Raw genomic sequence first — 15,429 nt, forward strand, 5'->3', positions numbered from 1 at the left:
GACCGATGTAACCATCTAGTACATTTTATCTCCACAGGCTGAACCCACTCGGCCGATGCCAAAAACAAGAAGTGGAGTTACCCCATGTCCCCTACCGTTCTGGTGCTTAACGGCCCGAACCTGAACCTGCTTGGCACCCGCGAGCCGGCGACTTATGGTCATGAAACCCTGGCGGATATTTCCGCGCTGTGTGGTCGCGCGGCTGACGAGTTCGGCCTGACCTTGGAATTTCGCCAGACCAATCATGAAGGCGAGTTGCTCGACTGGATTCACGCCGCGCGTGGTCGTTGTGCCGGGATCGTTATCAACCCGGCGGCGTGGACGCACACGTCCGTGGCGATTCGCGATGCGCTGGTCGCCAGTGAATTGCCGGTGATCGAAGTGCATCTGTCCAACGTCCACGCCCGTGAGCCGTTTCGTCATCATTCATTTGTTTCCGGCATTGCCACGGCGGTGATGTGCGGGTTCGGCAGCCATGGCTATCGCCTGGCGCTGGAGCATTTCAGCCAGCGGTTGCAGAGGTAAGAACCATGTCGCGTTCCAAGGTGATACTCGCCGGGCTGATCGGCGCCGGGATTCAGGCTTCACGTACACCGGCACTGCATGAGCACGAAGGTGATGCGCAGGGCCTGCGCTATCTGTACCAGCTCATCGACCTCGATCAATTGCGCCTCGACAGCACGGCCCTGCCCGACTTGCTGCAAGCGGCGGAGCGGATGAATTACACCGGACTGAACATCACTTTCCCGTGCAAACAGGCGGTCATCCCGCTGCTCGATGAGTTGTCGCCGGAAGCCTTTGGTATCGGCGCGGTGAACACAGTGGTGCTGAAGGACGGCAAGCGTGTCGGCCACAACACCGATTGCCTCGGTTTCGCCGAGGGTTTTCGCCGGGGTCTGACAGACGCTGCCCGTGAACGCGTCGTCCAGATGGGCGCCGGTGGCGCTGGCGCGGCGGTGGCCCACGCGCTACTGAGCGAAGGCGTACGGCAATTGACGATTTTTGATGTCGACCGCGAGCGTGCCGAGAGCCTGGCAAACAATCTGAATCAACATTTTGGCGCCGGTCGCGCGCAGGCGGGGCGGGATTTGCCCGGGGCGCTGGCGCAGGCCGATGGTCTGGTCAACACCACGCCGATGGGCATGGCCAAGCTGCCGGGTTCACCGGTGCCGGCCGGGTTGCTGCGCACGGAAATGTGGGTCGCGGAGATTGTGTATTTCCCGCTGGAAACCGAACTGCTGCGCGATGCCCGCGCCTTGGGCTGCCGCACCCTGGATGGCGGCAACATGGCGGTGTTTCAGGCGGTGAAGGCGTTTGAATTGTTCAGCGGCGTGGTGCCGGATGCGCAGCGCATGCTCGAGCATTTTCAAAGCATGAATGGCTGAATATCAAAGCGGCCCCTGTGGGAGCGAGCCTGCTCGCGAAGGCGTCGATTCAGTCAACGAACAGGGCGACTGACGCACCGCTTTCGCGAGCAGGCTCGCTCCCACAAGGGAGATCGAGTCAGGCCTTCAGGTAGCGCAACACCGATTCGCAGATCATCTCGCGGTGGCGCTGCTTGATGGTTTCGTCCGGCAGGTCGATCTGGAAGATTTCCCCCAGCGTGTGGCGGTTCGACACGCGATAGAAGCAGAACGAACTGATCAGCAGGTGCACGTCCAGCGCATCGATGCCACGCCGGAACAGACCTTCGTCCGCGCCTCGTTGCAGAATCCCGCCCAAGGTATCGAGGATCGTGTTGTTCAGCGCCTTGATCGCATCGGAACGCTTCACGTATTCGGCGTTGTGGATATTTTCGATGCTGACAATGCGCACGAAGTCGACGTTGTGATCGTGGTGATCGAAGGTGAATTCCACCAGTCGGCGGATCGCCAGCTCGGGCGGCAGCTCATCCAGATGCAGGCGGTTTTCCGTGCTGCGGATATCGCCGTATAGCTTCTCCAGCACCTCGACGTACAACTGCTCCTTGCTGCCGAAGTAGTAATAGATCATGCGCTTGGAGGTGTGGATACGCTCGGCGATCGCGTCGACGCGGGCGCCGGACAATCCCTGCTGGACGAACTCGACGATCGCCTCCTGCAAAATGTTCTCGCGGGTCTTTTCCGGGTTGTTCTTGCGACTCTTGCGCGGCACTGCGTCGGACTCGACAGCAGCGGCGGAAAGTTCTGAATTCATTGTCATCGCGGGCTCACGGCCATCACTGCACAAGCTGGCGATTATGGGCCGCGCGGGACAGTGAAGGAAGCCGCGCAGCCGGTGTTTAATCCCGCGTTTACGAATTCCCTACAACTTCGCCTGACGCACCGCACCGCTGCGGGATTTGGCCATCGCCGCCAGCCGCACCGCAACGTTGGCCGCGCCGTAGCCGGCATAGCCATTCTTGCGCTGAATGATCTCGAAGAAGAACCGCCCCTCGAACGGCTCGGTGTAGACATGAAACAACTCGCCGCCCTGGGCGTCACGGTCGTAGAGCACGTTGTAATAGGCCAGCTCGCTGAGAAACTCATCGTCGAAATCGAAACGCGCCGCAAGGTCGTCGTAGTAATTCAGCGGGATGTCCAGCAGCGGCACGCCGGCCTCTTTGGCGCGACTGACCTGGGCGAAGATGTCGTCACAATCGAAGGCGATGTGGTGCACACCGGAGCCGCGATAACTCGACAGCGCATGCGAAATGGCAGTGTTGCGGTTCTCGGAAATGTTCAGTGGCAGCCGGATCGAGCTGTCGCGGCTGCGCAGTGCGCGGCTCTTCACCAGACCGTACGGATCGGGCAAGACCACCTCATCGTCGGCTTCGAAATCCAGCAGGCTTTTGTAAAACAGCACCCAACTGTCGAGGCTGTCCGCCGGCAGCGCCATGGCCATGTGATCGATACGCTTGAGGCCGCCGCCGGTCTGCGCGTCCGGCAACAGATTGAAATCGGTGCCGTACACGTCGGCGTCCGCATCGACCAGATAAATCAGGCTGCCGTCCGGTGCGCGCACCGCCGCCAGTTCCAGTTCATTCGGCCCGACCAGGCCGCGATAGGGCTGCCCCTTGTAAGCGACGGCGCGGGCGAGCGCACTGGCGCTGTCCTTGACCCGCACGGCCGTGGCGCACAGCGACGGGCCGTGAGCTTCGAAAAAGCTGTGGGCGAACGAATACGGCTCGGAGTTGAGGATCAGGTTGATATCGCCCTGACGCAGCAGGCTGACGCTCTTGGAGCGATGCTGCCCGGCCTTGGCAAAACCGAGGCGTTGCAGCCAGTGACTGAGCTTCGCGCCCAACGCTTCGTCGACGGCAAACTCGAGAAATTCAACCCCGTTGTATTCGCTGGCCGGCGGCGTTTCGAAAAGAATGTCACGGTTGGCCACCGGCGGCGCTTCCTGCTCGAGACGCTGACGGGTCTTCTCTTCCAGATACAGCAGCGAGCGCAATCCGTCGGCGGCGTTAGCTCGCGGGGGCGCGGCGCGGAAGCCGTCGTTGAAGATTTCCAGTGACAACGGCCCGGTATAGCCACTCTTGATGATCGGTGCGAGGAAACCCGGCAGATCGAATTCGCCCTGCCCCGGGAAACAGCGGAAATGCCGGCTCCACTCCAGCACGTCCATGGCCAGGATCGGCGCGTCGGCCATTTGCACGAAGAAGATCTTCTCGCCAGGAATGTCGGCGATCGCGCTGGGATCGCCCTTCAGCGACAGGGTGTGAAAGCTGTCGAGCAGCACGCCGAGGTTGGGGTGATCAGCCTGACGAACGATGTCCCAGACCTGTTGATAAGTATTGACGTGACGGCCCCACGCCAGCGCTTCGTAACCGATGCGCAAGCCACGGGCGCCGGCGCGTTCGGCCAGCAGGCGCAAATCATCGACGAGGATTTGCTGATCGCCGACACTGTCCGGCGACGCGTTGCTGCAGACCAGCACCAGGTCGGTGCCAAGTTCCTGCATCAGATCGAACTTGCGCTCGGCACGCTCGAGGTTGCGCGCCAGGCGATCGCGGCGGCAGCCCTCGAAGTCACGGAACGGCTGAAACAGGGTGATGGCGATCCCCAGATCGGCGCACATCTGTTTAATTTCCCGGGGACTGCCGTCGTAGTACAGGAGGTCGTTTTCGAAAATCTCCACGCCGTCGAACCCGGCGGCGGCAATGGCTTCGAGTTTTTCCGGCAGGGTGCCGCTCAAGGAAACGGTGGCAATGGAAGGCTGCATGTTTCAACTCCCGTTTGGAGACGGCGGCTGCGTGAGCCGCGCCGCTTTTATAGGATGAGCAAATTATTGGCTGCATCCCTGCGCGCAGCAATTTAAAGTGTACTACCCGGTTAGTTTTGCGTGCGATTATCGAACACTAAGGCGATTTGGCGAATTGACGATTTTTTGTTCACTGCCCAACATCGGTTGCACATCGAGTCCGGCCACTAACCACCGGGCAAGGTGTTCGACAGAAAAGAACACCAAATAACAAATCCAAAAACGGGTGGAACACATGATTCCTTCACAGACTTCCCGCATGGCTCCGGCCATGAGCACTGCCACGGGTGGCATTGGCGACAAGATCCGCGGCGCCATGGCTGTCGGCAAGACCCGCTGGGGCATGCTGGCGCTGGTGTTTTTCGCCACCACCCTCAACTACATCGACCGCGCCGCCCTCGGCGTCATGCAGCCGATCCTCGCCAAGGAAATGAGCTGGACGGCGATGGACTACGCCAACATCAACTTCTGGTTTCAGGTCGGCTACGCGATCGGGTTTGTCCTGCAGGGACGCCTGATCGACCGGGTCGGCGTCAAGCGCGTGTTCTTCTGCGCCGTGCTGCTCTGGAGCCTGGCCACCGGCGCCCATGGCCTGGCGACCTCGGCAGTCGGCTTCATGGTCTGCCGCTTCATCCTCGGCCTGACGGAAGCGGCCAACTACCCGGCCTGTGTGAAGACCACGCGCCTGTGGTTCCCGGCCGGTGAACGTGCAGTCGCTACCGGCATTTTCAACGCCGGCACCAACGTCGGCGCGATGTTCACGCCGATGCTGCTGCCACTGGTCCTGCATGTGTGGGGCTGGCAAGCGGCGTTCCTGTGCATGGCGGCACTCGGCGGCATCTGGTTGTTGTTCTGGGGCTTGAAGTACTTCAATCCGGAAGATCACCCGACGGTGAAACAGTCGGAGCTCGATTACATCCAGCAGCAAGTCGAACCCGAACAGGCCCGCGTGCCATTCAGCAAGATCCTGCGCATGCGCGGCACCTGGGCCTTCGCCCTCGCCTATTCACTGACCGCGCCGGTGTTCTGGTTCTATCTGTACTGGCTACCGCCGTTTCTCAATCAGCAATACAACCTCGGCATCAATGTGACGCAGATGGGTATTCCGCTGATCATCATCTACGTCACGGCTGACTTCGGCAGTGTCGGCGGCGGGATTCTGTCCTCGTTCCTGATCGGTCGTGGCATGAATTCGATCAAGGCGCGGCTGCTGTCGATGTTGCTGTTTGCCTGCTGCATCATCGGCGTTGTCATGGCCGCAGGCTCGGCGAACCTGTGGGTGGCGGTGGCGGCGATCTCGCTGGCGATCGGCGCGCATCAGGCCTGGACGGCGAACATCTGGAGCCTGGTGATGGACTACACGCCCAAGCACATGATGAGCACGGTGTTCGGCTTCGGCGGCATGTGCGCGGCGATCGGCGGGATGTTCATGACCCAGATCGTCGGCCACATCCTCACCGTCACCAACAACAACTACACGGTACTGTTCACGCTGATTCCGGCGATGTACTTCCTCGCGCTGACGTGGATGTACTTCATGGCACCGCGCAAGATTCCGACCGTTACCGAATAACCTGCCTGCATACATCCCATTGTGGGAGCGAGCCTGCTCGCGAAGGCGTCACGTCAGCCGCTGAATATGGCGACTGACCCACCGCTTTCGCGAGCAGGCTCGCTCCCACAAGTTGTACCGGGATCCGCTCTTCAGCGCCGGCTCTGCTGCCACGCTGCCGCCAATCCGCTGCAACAGATCACCGCAATACCAATCACCGTCAACCCGCTCGGGGTGTGATTGAACAGCAGCCAGCCCAACAATCCGGCAAAGACAATCTGGCAATAGCCGAACGGCGCCAGCAAGGCTGGTGCTGCGTGACGGAAGGCCTGGGTCAGGAACAGATGCGCCGTCATCCCGCAGCTGCCCAGCGCCAGCATCAGCGCGGCATGAGGCAACGTCGGCACCTGCCAGAAGAACGGCACCAGCGCGCTCATCACCAAGGTATTGCACAGCCCGGCGAAGAAGTTGCTGGTGGTCGGGCTGTCCACTTCGGCGAGCTTGCGCGTCAGCAGTTGGTAGAAGCAGAAGAACAGCGCCGAGCAGAACGGCAGCAGGATCGCCGGGGTGAATAGCTCGCCGCCCGGGTGGACGATGATCAGCACGCCGATGAAGCCGCAGATCACCGCGATCCACTGCCCGCGCGTCACCCGCTCTTTGAGCAACGGCACCGATAACGCCGTCACCAATACCGGCGCGAGAAAGTTGACCGCCGTGGCTTCGGCCAGCGGGATGTACAGCAGCGCCGTGGTGAAAAACAGGCTGGTGCCGAGCAGGCACAGGGCACGGGCGAGCTGCCATAACGGCTTCTTGGTGCGCAGCACACGCAAGCCGGACTGCGGCAGGAAAATCCCCGCCATCAACAAGGTGTGCACCACATAGCGCGCCCACACCACCATCACGATCGGATAAAAACCGGAGAGGTACTTCGACAACGCGTCGTGGCTGGAAAACAGGAACGTCGCCACGACAATCAGCAGAATCCCCTTGAAGGGCTGGTTGACACCGGAGAGCGGGGTGCTGACGGTCATTGGCAATCTCTGAAAAAAAATCCGGGCGAGCGTTCGCGCTGGCGGCAATCGTTGTGGCAATCATAGTCGGCTGAGCTTTCAGCAACCGCACAGGTTGCACTCTTCTTCGCCGGGAAACCGCCGCCAGGCAAAACCTTGAGGCAAGATTCCCGCCACTTCGGCGCCCGGCCAGTGTGCAACATCACAGACTGCCGTCGAAACAGCGGGTTCATGAATTCGACGGAAGAAATTCCACTCGGGATTGAATTCACGGCCCGCTCGACCGTCAATACCAGGCCCGCACCATGCGGGCGCGTGGCATGGACGGACGACCGGACTGGCGCCACACTCACACAGCGGCAACACTCATCACCAGCAGATTCATCACCGGCAATAAAAGAGGATTCCCACATGCTATGGAAAAAAGGCCGACGCAGTGACAACGTCGTCGACGCCCGGGGTGATGATGCCGGCGGTGGCGGCGGCATGCGCTTCGGTGGCGGCAAGGGCCTGAGCCTGACGGCCATCGTGCTGATTGTCGGCATCGGCTGGCTCACCGGCCAGGACCCGATGCAGATCCTCGGCCAGTTGACCGGGCAGATGGACCAACCGGCGGCTACTTCGCAAACCCGCCAGGCGCCACCGGCCAATGATGAACAGGCTGAGTTCGTCCGCTCGATCCTCGGCGACACCGAAGACACCTGGGGTCCGATCTTCCAGCAGGCCGGACGCCAATACAAAGATCCGACACTGGTGCTGTTCAGCAATCGGGTGAACTCCGCGTGCGGCATGGCCACTTCTGCCACCGGCCCGTTCTACTGCCCGGCCGACCAGAAGGTCTATCTGGACATGGCCTTCTTTCAGGAAATGTCGCAGCGCTTCAAAGCCGCCGGCGATTTCGCTCAGGCTTACGTGATTGCGCACGAAGTCGGCCATCATGTGCAGACGCTGCTGGGCGTCTCGGCGAAGATGCAGGCGGCGCGTCAGCAAGGCCGGCAGATGGAGGGCGACGGCGGCTTGCTGGTTCGCCAGGAATTGCAGGCCGACTGTCTCGCCGGCGTCTGGGCGTATAACGCGCAGAAACGCCTGAACTGGCTGGAACCGGGCGACATCGAAGAAGCCTTGAACGCCGCCAACGCCATCGGCGATGATCGCTTGCAGCAACAGGGTCAGGGCCGTGTGGTGCCGGACTCGTTTACCCACGGTACGTCAGCGCAAAGGGTGCGCTGGTTCAAAACCGGATTCGCGCAAGGCCAGGTAAGCCAGTGCGACTCCTTCGCGGCGAAAACCCTGTAAATGCATAAATGGCTTGTGGCGTTACTGTTCATCGCCGGCACCGCGCAAGCGGCCGGCGTCGATGCGATCAGCCCCGGTCGCCTGCAACTCAAGGCCGGGGAAATGGCGGTGGGCATCGGCCCGGCACCGGAGAAGATCGAGCGGGTGCTGATCGTCATTCACGGTCGCCTGCGCAACGCCGAGACCTACCGCAAAAGCGCGCAAAGCGCCGCCGAACTGGCCGGGCAGACCGCGCACACGCTGGTGATCGCCCCGCAGTTTCTCAATGAGAGCGATGTCACCCTGTATTCCTTGCCGCCGACGGTGCTGCGCTGGCAGGGCGACGAATGGATGGGCGGCGGCTTGTCCATCGGGCCCAATCCGCTCAGTTCCTATGCAGCACTGGATGAAATCGTCGCGCGGCTCAGCGATCGCAAACAGTTTCCGGACGTGAAGCAGATCGTGATCTTCGGCCACTCCGGCGGGGGTCAGGTGGTGCAGCGTTACGCCCTGCTGGCCAAAGCTCAGCCGGCGCTCAAGGCCAACGGCATTCGCTTGCGCTATGTGGTGGCCAATCCCTCTTCCTATGCCTACTTCAACGAACAGCGGCCAGTGGCATTCGATCACGCGCAATGCCCGGGCTTCAATCGCTGGAAATACGGGCTGGCGGACATGCCGGTGTATGCCGGCGGGCAAACGCCGTTGCAGGTTGAGAGCGCTTACGTCAAACGCGAGGTGATTTATCTGTTGGGGCAGCAGGATGTCGATCCGGAACATCCAGCGCTGGACAAGAGCTGCGCGGCCGAGGCGCAAGGGGCTTACCGCTTGATGCGCGGGAAGCTGTATTTCGGCTACTTATTGCGTCGGCACCCGGAAGGGGTCAATCAACGGCTGATTGAAGTGCCAGGGGTCGGGCATGACGGGGATGGCATGCTGACTTCGGCGGAGGGCCAGAAGGCGTTGTTTGATCAGTGAGTTTTCTGATGAATCCGCCGGCCCCTTCGCGAGCAGGCTCGCTCCCACATTTGGAATAAATGCCACAGTTGGAATGCATTCCCCTGTGGGAGCGAGCCTGCTCGCGAAGGCGTCCGGTCAGACAACAACCATCTCAGCCCTGCAGCATCCGCCGCAACTCAACACAATCCCTTGCATGCCAATCGGTCAACTCCGGCCACGGGTTATCCGGCAGATTCACCAGCACCGTCCGCGCCCCCGCTGCTCGGCCGCAATCCAGATCAAAGCGGTAATCGCCGACCATCACCATGTCACTGGCCGGCACTTGCCAGGCCTCGGCCAGTTTCAGCAAACCGCCGGGGTGCGGCTTTGGCGGCGCTTCGTCGCGGCCCAGAACATCCTCGACCGCGAAGCAGTCGGCCAGGCCGATCGCCTCCAGCGTCACGTGCGCCAGCTCACGCGCATTGCGCGTGAGAATACCGAGGCGATAGCCGCGCGCATGCAGGTCGCGCACCAGCTCAACCGCGCCGGTGGCCGGGGTCGAGCCCAGCGCCAGATCGCGTTCGTGCTCGAGCAACCAGGCATGCTTGGCCGCTGCTTCATCCGCTGGCAATGCAGCGAGATGGGTGAGGATGTCGTCCTCTGGCGGAATCGCCAGCGCCACGCGAATCGCCGCAAAGTCATGCACGGCGACGGTCAGCGTGCCGTCCATGTCGAATACCCAATGGCGAACTGCGGTCAGGCTCATGCCCAGTCCTTGCGATGGCGGATCAGGCCTTCCTGAGTCACCGAAGCGACCAGTTGCCCGGCGCGGTTGAACACGCTGCCACGGGAAAAACCACGGGAGTTGCCGGCCCACGGGCTGTCCATCGCGTAGAGCAACCAGTCATCGGCGCGCAGGTCGTTGTGGAACCACAGCGCGTGATCGAGGCTGGCGACCTGCATGTCCTTCTGCCAGACCGACTTGCCGTGGGGCAGCATCGAAGTGGTCAGCAGGCCGAAGTCCGAGGCGTACGCCAGCAGGTATTTGTGCAGCGCAGGAATGTCGGCCAGGGCGCCGTCGGCGCGGAACCACACATATTTGATCGGATCGGCAGGTTGCGGGTTGTACGGGTCTTTTTCGGTAACCGGGCGTACTTCGATCGGTTTCGGGCACAGCAGTTTTTCACGCATGTGCTCGGGAATCAGGTGCGCACGCTGCTGGATCAGTTCCAGCTCCGAGGGCAGGTTTTCCGGGCCGACCACCGCCGGCATCTGGCCCTGATGCTCGAAGCCTTTTTCGTCGTACTGGAACGAAGCGCTGCACGTGAAGATCGGGTGGCCCTTCTGGATCGCCGTCACGCGGCGAGTGCTGAAGCTGCCGCCATCACGCACGCGATCAACCGAATAGACCACCGGCAACTTGGCATCGCCCGGGCGCAGGAAATAACCGTGCAGCGAGTGCACATGGCGCGCCTCTTCCACCGTCTGACTGGCCGCCGACAGCGACTGGCCGAGCACCTGACCGCCGAACAACTGGCGGAACCCCAGATCCTGACTACGACCACGGAACAGGTTTTCTTCGATCGGTTCCAGGGTCAGCAGATCGACCAGATCTTCCAGCACTTGGCTCATTCAGACTCTCCTCACACAAAGCAATGGCCGCGCAGTCTTGGCTGCGGCGGACGATTCAGGTTCTGGCACGGGCCAAATACGATGGCGGCCATTGTAAACGTCCGTGTCGGCTTATTCATGCAAGGTTTGCAGCCATTGTTCGCGGCTGATGCGATACAGAACATGACGGCGCAACGGGTGATCGAGCGCAAGCCTGGGGTGATCGAAATCATCCTGCGGATCGTGATGCATGCCGATCGCCTGCATGACCTTCTCCGACTGCGCATTTTGCCCGGCGGTAAACGAGACGATTTCCTCCAGTTTCAACTGGTCGAAACCCGCACGCAGTGCGGTCCACGCCGCTTCGCTGGCGTAACCCAGGCCCCAGTGTTCCTTGGCCAGCCGCCAGCCGATCTCTACCGCCGGGGTAAACGGCGCATCGAAGCCGACCACGCCCAACCCGGTGAAACCGATGAACTCGCCGGTGTCCTTGCGCTCCAGCGCCCACAGGCCAAAGCCATGCTCGGCAAAATGCCCGCGCACGCGGCCGATCAGCGCGGCACTTTCGAGCCGGGTCAACGGCGCCGGAAAGTAGCGCATCACCTGCGGATCGGCGCACATCGTGGCGAATGCCGGCAAATCCTCGTCCTGCCATTGACGCATCAACAAGCGCGCGCTTTGCAGCTCCAGTATCGGCTCCATCGTCCCCTCCATTTCCATGCCGTTGAGTCTACATCGCTGTTAGGATCGTTCATTCTTTCCCTGGTTCTGCGCGAAACAAGCCATGCCCTTGCCGTTGATCTATCACGAAGACTACAGCCCCGAGTTTCCTGCGGATCACCGCTTCCCCATGGACAAGTTTCGGCTGCTGCGCGATCACCTGGTCGACAGCGGCCTGACCCGCGACGCAGACCTGCTGCGCCCGCAGATCTGCCCCAACGACATCCTCGCCCTCGCCCATGACCGCAGCTATATCGAACGCTATATGAGCGGCGAGTTGTCCCGCGAAGACCAACGGCGTCTCGGCCTGCCGTGGAACGAGGCGCTGGCGAGGCGCACCGTGCGCGCGGTGGGCGGTTCGATCCTGGCGGCAGAGCAAGCCCTTGAGCATGGACTGGCCTGTCATCTGGCCGGCGGCACCCATCACGCCCACTACGATTACCCGGCCGGTTTCTGCATCTTCAATGACCTGGCGATCATCAGCCAGTACCTGTTGCAGAGCGGCCGGGTCAATCGCGTGCTGATCTTCGATTGCGACGTGCATCAGGGCGACGGCACTGCGCGGATTCTGCATGACACGCCGGAGGCGATTACCGTTTCCCTGCACTGCGAGAAGAATTTTCCCGCGCGTAAAGCCGAAAGTGACTGGGACATTCCGCTGCCCAAGGGCATGGGCGATGTCGATTATCTGCGGGTGGTCGATGAGACGCTCAACTACCTGCTGCCGCTGTATCAACCGGATCTGGTGCTCTACGACGCTGGCGTCGATGTGCACAAGGACGATGCCCTCGGTTATCTGCAATTGACAGACGAGGGCGTGGCCGAGCGCGATGAACGGGTGATGCGCCATTGCCTGGGCCGCGACATCCCGGTGGTCGGCGTGATCGGCGGCGGCTACAGCAAGGACCGCCACGCCCTCGCCCGTCGCCACGGCATCCTCCACCACAGCGCGCAACGGGTCTGGGATTCACACGGCTGTCATTGAAACATGCTGCGTTACCCACAATCGCTGTGGAACTGCCTGTGGATAACCTGCGCGAAAGAGACTGCAGACCAAGCTGGGCATGGCGTACAGCGCACTGTTTATTTTTTAACCAGTCTCGAAATACACCGCAGCCCCCGTGGGAGCGAGCCTGCTCGCGAAAGCTTCAGCACAAACAACATCTAATTGACTGACAGACCGCGTTCGCGAGCAGGCTCGCTCCCACATGGGGTCTCCCACACGGATCAGCGCTGTTAGAATGCGCGCCTTGTCCCGCCATACCGCAGCGCACGCCCCATGACCCAGAATTCCGCCCCCACCAACACCCACGTCGCCATCATCGGAGGTGGCCCCGCCGGCCTGATGGCCGCCGAAGTGCTGAGCCAGGCCGGAATCCGCGTCGACGTTTTCGACGGCATGCCCTCGGTCGGGCGCAAGTTCCTGCTGGCCGGGGTCGGCGGCATGAACATCACCCATTCCGAAGCCTACCCGGCATTCCTCTCCCGCTACGCTGAGCGCGCACCGCAAATCGCCCCGCTGCTGCGCGCGTTCGATGCCGATGCGCTGTGCCAGTGGATTCATGAACTGGGCATCGAAACCTTCATCGGCAGCTCCGGCCGCGTGTTCCCCACCGACATGAAAGCCGCCCCACTGTTGCGCGCCTGGCTCAAGCGCCTGCGCGACAGCGGCGTAGTTATCCACACCCGCCATCGTTGGCTCGGCTGGGACGCAAGCGGTGCACTGCGCATCGCCAGCCCGCAAGGCGAAATCAGCGTAAACCTCGACGCCACCCTGCTCGCCCTCGGCGGCGGCAGTTGGTCGCGCCTGGGCTCGGATGGCGCGTGGATGTTGCCGCTGGAGCAGCGCGGCGTGGATCTGGCGCCGTTGCAGCCGAGCAATTGCGGCTTCGAGGTGCAGGCCTGGAGTGATCTGATGGTGAGCAAATTCGCCGGCGCGCCGCTGAAAAATATCGCCATCGGCTTGAACGACGACATCCCGCGATTGGGCGAATGCGTGATTACCGCAACCGGGATTGAAGGCAGCCTGATCTACGCACTCTCGGCGCCGATTCGCGAGGCGATCAATCGCTATGGCGCGGCGGTTATCCACATCGACCTGCTGCCCGGCCGGCCTGTGGATAAATTGCAGGCGGCGCTGAGCAAACCACGTGGTTCGCGCTCAATGGCCAAGCATCTGCACAGTCAGGTGGGGATTGATGGGGTTAAAGCCGCGTTGTTGCGCGAGCTGACCGATGCCGAAACATTCGCCGATCCGGCGCTCCTGGCGCGAGCGATCAAGGCATTGCCGCTGACTCTGGTGAAAACCCGTCCGCTGGACGAGGCGATCAGCAGCGCTGGTGGAGTGCGGTTCGAAGCGATGGATGAGCGCTTGATGCTCAAGGCGCTGCCGGGGGTGTTTTGTGCGGGCGAGATGCTTGATTGGGAAGCGCCGACGGGAGGGTATTTGCTGACTGGGTGTTTTGCCAGTGGGCGGGCGGCTGGGTTGGGGATGTTGAGCTGGTTAGGGCGCGGGAACTGAGTCGCCCTCGCCCCCTCACCCCAGCCCTCTCCCCTAGGAGAGGGAGCCGACCGAGGTGTCTGACGTCATGCACGACCTGAACGATCGTGTCGATTAGGCATTCACAACTGATATATCACGTCGACGTAACTCTCAAGCATTCCCCAATCAGTCCCCTCTCCCTCCGGGCGGTCCGACGTTTCGGGAGGGTTAGGGTGAGGGGCTTTTGATCTTTGATCTCAAGGCTTGCGCTTGCGCGGTCCAGTATTGAACACCGGCACTTTGCGCACTGGCTTGATCGATGGCTCCGGTGCCGAGGTCTCGCCGCTGTCGACCCACTTGCCCAGATTGCGTTTTCCACCGCCACCGCCCGAGGCTTTCGGCTTCTTCGGCTTTTTCGGCTTCTTGATTACCTGGCCGCTGGCATCGGTATCCGGCACGCGGTGTTCGGGTTCGAAATCCGGTTCGTTCTGGCGCTTCAAGGTCTGCCGCGTCAGCATTTCGATCGCCGAGAGCATGTTCACTTCATCAGCACACACCAGCGAAATCGCCTCACCGGTGGCACCCGCGCGGCCAGTGCGGCCGATGCGGTGAATGTAATCCTCGGCGACGATCGGCAGATCGAAGTTGACCACCAGCGGCAGGTCTTCGATGTCCAGACCACGAGCGGCGACGTCGGTCGCCACCAGAATCTGCACTTCGCTGAGCTTGAACCGGTCCAGCGCGCGCTGGCGCGTGGCCTGGGGTTTATCGCCATGGATGCCGTCAGCATTCACACCGAGGCCCTGAAGTTTTTCCACCAGCGCATCGACGCCGTTGCGGGTCTTGGCGAACACCAGCACCTGCTTCCACTTGTTCTTGCGCATCAGGTGCACGAACAGTTCAGCCTTGCGCTTCTTGTCCACGGTGACGATCCACTGCTTGACCGTGTTGGCAGCGACGTTGCGCGGGCTGACTTCGACGCTCAAAGGATCATTGAGCATCTGCCCGGCAAGCAGGCGGATGTCATCGGAGAAGGTCGCGGAGAACAGCAGGGTCTGGCGCTTTTTCGGCAGCATGCGGTAAATGTTCGCCAGTTCTTCCGAGAAGCCCAGGTCGAGCATACGATCGGCTTCATCCAGCACCAGCGTTTGCAGCTGATTGAGTTTCAGCGCGTTCTGGCGGAACAGGTCGATCAAGCGACCGGGTGTGGCGACCAGCACATCGACGCCGCCGCGCAGCTTCATCATCTGCGAGTTGATGCTGACACCGCCATACACCGCGTAAGTACGCAGCGGCAGATTTTCCGCGTACTGGCGCACGGCTTCGTGGACCTGCTCGGCCAGCTCGCGGGTCGGCACCAGAATCAGCGCACGCGCCGAGTTGGCGGTGACTTTCGGCCCTTCCATGGCCAGCAACTGCAACAGCGGCAAGGCGAAACCGGCAGTTTTACCGGTGCCGGTCTGGGCCGCTGCCATCAGGTCGCGACCGGCCAGCACCGCCGGAATGGCTTGCGCCTGCACCGGCGTCGGGGTCTGGTAGCCGAGCGTCTCGAGGGAGCGCAGCAAGGGTTCGATCAGGCCAAGGGAGGCGAAAGTCATGGGAGTACCGTAGGAAAAAAT

The 15,429-nt window shown here is 61.7% G+C and carries 14 protein-coding genes; 7 read left to right on the forward strand and 7 right to left on the reverse strand.

Annotated elements, in window-relative coordinates:
* The first annotated feature begins 84 nt into the window (after window positions 1-84).
* Window positions 85-525 carry a type II 3-dehydroquinate dehydratase gene (gene aroQ / locus OC605_RS04240; RefSeq protein WP_262136369.1) on the forward strand — a complete coding sequence of 147 codons (441 nt, stop codon included), beginning with the start codon at window positions 85-87 and terminating at the stop codon, window positions 523-525.
* Window positions 526-530: 5 nt separating this feature from the next.
* The gene (locus OC605_RS04245; protein WP_186568869.1) at window positions 531-1,385 is read left to right on the forward strand and encodes a shikimate dehydrogenase; all 855 of its coding nucleotides are present in this window, start codon (window positions 531-533) and stop codon (window positions 1,383-1,385) included.
* Window positions 1,386-1,503: 118 nt separating this feature from the next.
* Here OC605_RS04245 and OC605_RS04255 read toward each other — a convergent pair whose 3' ends face one another.
* Together OC605_RS04255 and quiC are read right to left on the reverse strand one after the other, a co-directional pair.
* Window positions 1,504-2,181 carry a TetR/AcrR family transcriptional regulator gene (locus OC605_RS04255; RefSeq protein ID WP_016773079.1) on the reverse strand — a complete coding sequence of 226 codons (678 nt, stop codon included), beginning with the start codon at window positions 2,179-2,181 and terminating at the stop codon, window positions 1,504-1,506.
* 102 nt (window positions 2,182-2,283) lie between these two features.
* Window positions 2,284-4,185, reverse strand: coding sequence for a 3-dehydroshikimate dehydratase QuiC (gene quiC / locus OC605_RS04260; protein ID WP_262136370.1), 1,902 nt, complete (start codon window positions 4,183-4,185; stop codon window positions 2,284-2,286).
* A 274-nt stretch (window positions 4,186-4,459) separates the two neighbouring features.
* On the opposite strand from quiC, the gene OC605_RS04265 reads away from it, so the two are divergent.
* On the forward strand, window positions 4,460-5,797 hold the full coding sequence (locus OC605_RS04265) for an MFS transporter (protein ID WP_024014417.1): 1,338 nt from the start codon (window positions 4,460-4,462) through the stop codon (window positions 5,795-5,797).
* Between the two features lie 131 nt (window positions 5,798-5,928).
* On the opposite strand, the gene OC605_RS04270 is transcribed toward OC605_RS04265, so the two are convergent.
* Window positions 5,929-6,807 (reverse strand): DMT family transporter, encoded by an 879-nt coding sequence (locus tag OC605_RS04270; protein WP_041477756.1) that lies wholly within the window; start codon window positions 6,805-6,807, stop codon window positions 5,929-5,931.
* Between the two features lie 390 nt (window positions 6,808-7,197).
* On the opposite strand from OC605_RS04270, the gene OC605_RS04275 reads away from it, so the two are divergent.
* Together OC605_RS04275 and OC605_RS04280 are read left to right on the forward strand one after the other, a co-directional pair.
* Window positions 7,198-8,082 (forward strand): neutral zinc metallopeptidase, encoded by an 885-nt coding sequence (locus tag OC605_RS04275; protein WP_262136371.1) that lies wholly within the window; start codon window positions 7,198-7,200, stop codon window positions 8,080-8,082.
* Window positions 8,083-9,036, forward strand: a complete 954-nt coding sequence (locus OC605_RS04280) for an alpha/beta fold hydrolase (RefSeq protein WP_101160531.1) — start codon at window positions 8,083-8,085, stop codon at window positions 9,034-9,036.
* 133 nt (window positions 9,037-9,169) lie between these two features.
* Here OC605_RS04280 and OC605_RS04285 read toward each other — a convergent pair whose 3' ends face one another.
* The 3 genes from OC605_RS04285 to OC605_RS04295 form a co-directional block, all read right to left on the reverse strand.
* Complete coding sequence (locus OC605_RS04285; protein WP_262136372.1) at window positions 9,170-9,763, reverse strand: HAD family hydrolase; 594 nt, start codon at window positions 9,761-9,763, stop codon at window positions 9,170-9,172.
* Window positions 9,760-10,629 carry an acyl-CoA thioesterase II gene (gene tesB / locus OC605_RS04290; protein ID WP_016773073.1) on the reverse strand — a complete coding sequence of 290 codons (870 nt, stop codon included), beginning with the start codon at window positions 10,627-10,629 and terminating at the stop codon, window positions 9,760-9,762. Before tesB ends, OC605_RS04285 begins: the two co-directional genes overlap by 4 nt.
* A 111-nt stretch (window positions 10,630-10,740) precedes the next feature.
* The gene (locus OC605_RS04295) at window positions 10,741-11,310 is read right to left on the reverse strand and encodes a GNAT family N-acetyltransferase (RefSeq protein ID WP_262136373.1); all 570 of its coding nucleotides are present in this window, start codon (window positions 11,308-11,310) and stop codon (window positions 10,741-10,743) included.
* An 82-nt stretch (window positions 11,311-11,392) separates the two neighbouring features.
* On the opposite strand from OC605_RS04295, the gene OC605_RS04300 reads away from it, so the two are divergent.
* Together OC605_RS04300 and OC605_RS04305 are read left to right on the forward strand one after the other, a co-directional pair.
* Window positions 11,393-12,313, forward strand: coding sequence for a histone deacetylase (locus OC605_RS04300; protein ID WP_262136374.1), 921 nt, complete (start codon window positions 11,393-11,395; stop codon window positions 12,311-12,313).
* A gap of 294 nt (window positions 12,314-12,607) precedes the next feature.
* Window positions 12,608-13,849, forward strand: a complete 1,242-nt coding sequence (locus OC605_RS04305; RefSeq protein ID WP_262136375.1) for a TIGR03862 family flavoprotein — start codon at window positions 12,608-12,610, stop codon at window positions 13,847-13,849.
* Window positions 13,850-14,067: 218 nt separating this feature from the next.
* Here OC605_RS04305 and OC605_RS04310 read toward each other — a convergent pair whose 3' ends face one another.
* Entirely contained in the window at window positions 14,068-15,408 is a 1,341-nt protein-coding gene (locus OC605_RS04310) for a DEAD/DEAH box helicase (RefSeq protein ID WP_262136376.1), read from the reverse strand.
* Between the last annotated feature and the right edge of the window lie 21 nt (window positions 15,409-15,429).

The sequence above is a fragment of the Pseudomonas sp. Marseille-Q5117 genome (assembly GCF_946901175.1).
In the GTDB taxonomy this organism is placed as follows: domain Bacteria; phylum Pseudomonadota; class Gammaproteobacteria; order Pseudomonadales; family Pseudomonadaceae; genus Aquipseudomonas; species Aquipseudomonas iranensis.

Bases quoted from the DNA above. Each gene is read 5' to 3' on its own strand.
- OC605_RS04275 (WP_262136371.1), top strand. From the start codon at position 7,198: ATGCTATGGAAAAAAGGCCGACGCAGTGACAACGTCGTCGACGCCCGG.
- OC605_RS04310 (WP_262136376.1), bottom strand. From the start codon at position 15,408: ATGACTTTCGCCTCCCTTGGCCTGATCGAACCCTTGCTGCGCTCCCTC.
- OC605_RS04280 (WP_101160531.1), top strand. From the start codon at position 8,083: ATGCATAAATGGCTTGTGGCGTTACTGTTCATCGCCGGCACCGCGCAA.
- OC605_RS04305 (WP_262136375.1), top strand. From the start codon at position 12,608: ATGACCCAGAATTCCGCCCCCACCAACACCCACGTCGCCATCATCGGA.
- OC605_RS04295 (WP_262136373.1), bottom strand. From the start codon at position 11,310: ATGGAGCCGATACTGGAGCTGCAAAGCGCGCGCTTGTTGATGCGTCAA.
- OC605_RS04285 (WP_262136372.1), bottom strand. From the start codon at position 9,763: ATGAGCCTGACCGCAGTTCGCCATTGGGTATTCGACATGGACGGCACG.
- quiC (WP_262136370.1), bottom strand. From the start codon at position 4,185: ATGCAGCCTTCCATTGCCACCGTTTCCTTGAGCGGCACCCTGCCGGAA.
- OC605_RS04270 (WP_041477756.1), bottom strand. From the start codon at position 6,807: ATGACCGTCAGCACCCCGCTCTCCGGTGTCAACCAGCCCTTCAAGGGG.
- OC605_RS04265 (WP_024014417.1), top strand. From the start codon at position 4,460: ATGATTCCTTCACAGACTTCCCGCATGGCTCCGGCCATGAGCACTGCC.
- OC605_RS04255 (WP_016773079.1), bottom strand. From the start codon at position 2,181: ATGACAATGAATTCAGAACTTTCCGCCGCTGCTGTCGAGTCCGACGCA.
- tesB (WP_016773073.1), bottom strand. From the start codon at position 10,629: ATGAGCCAAGTGCTGGAAGATCTGGTCGATCTGCTGACCCTGGAACCG.
- OC605_RS04300 (WP_262136374.1), top strand. From the start codon at position 11,393: ATGCCCTTGCCGTTGATCTATCACGAAGACTACAGCCCCGAGTTTCCT.
- OC605_RS04245 (WP_186568869.1), top strand. From the start codon at position 531: ATGTCGCGTTCCAAGGTGATACTCGCCGGGCTGATCGGCGCCGGGATT.
- aroQ (WP_262136369.1), top strand. From the start codon at position 85: ATGTCCCCTACCGTTCTGGTGCTTAACGGCCCGAACCTGAACCTGCTT.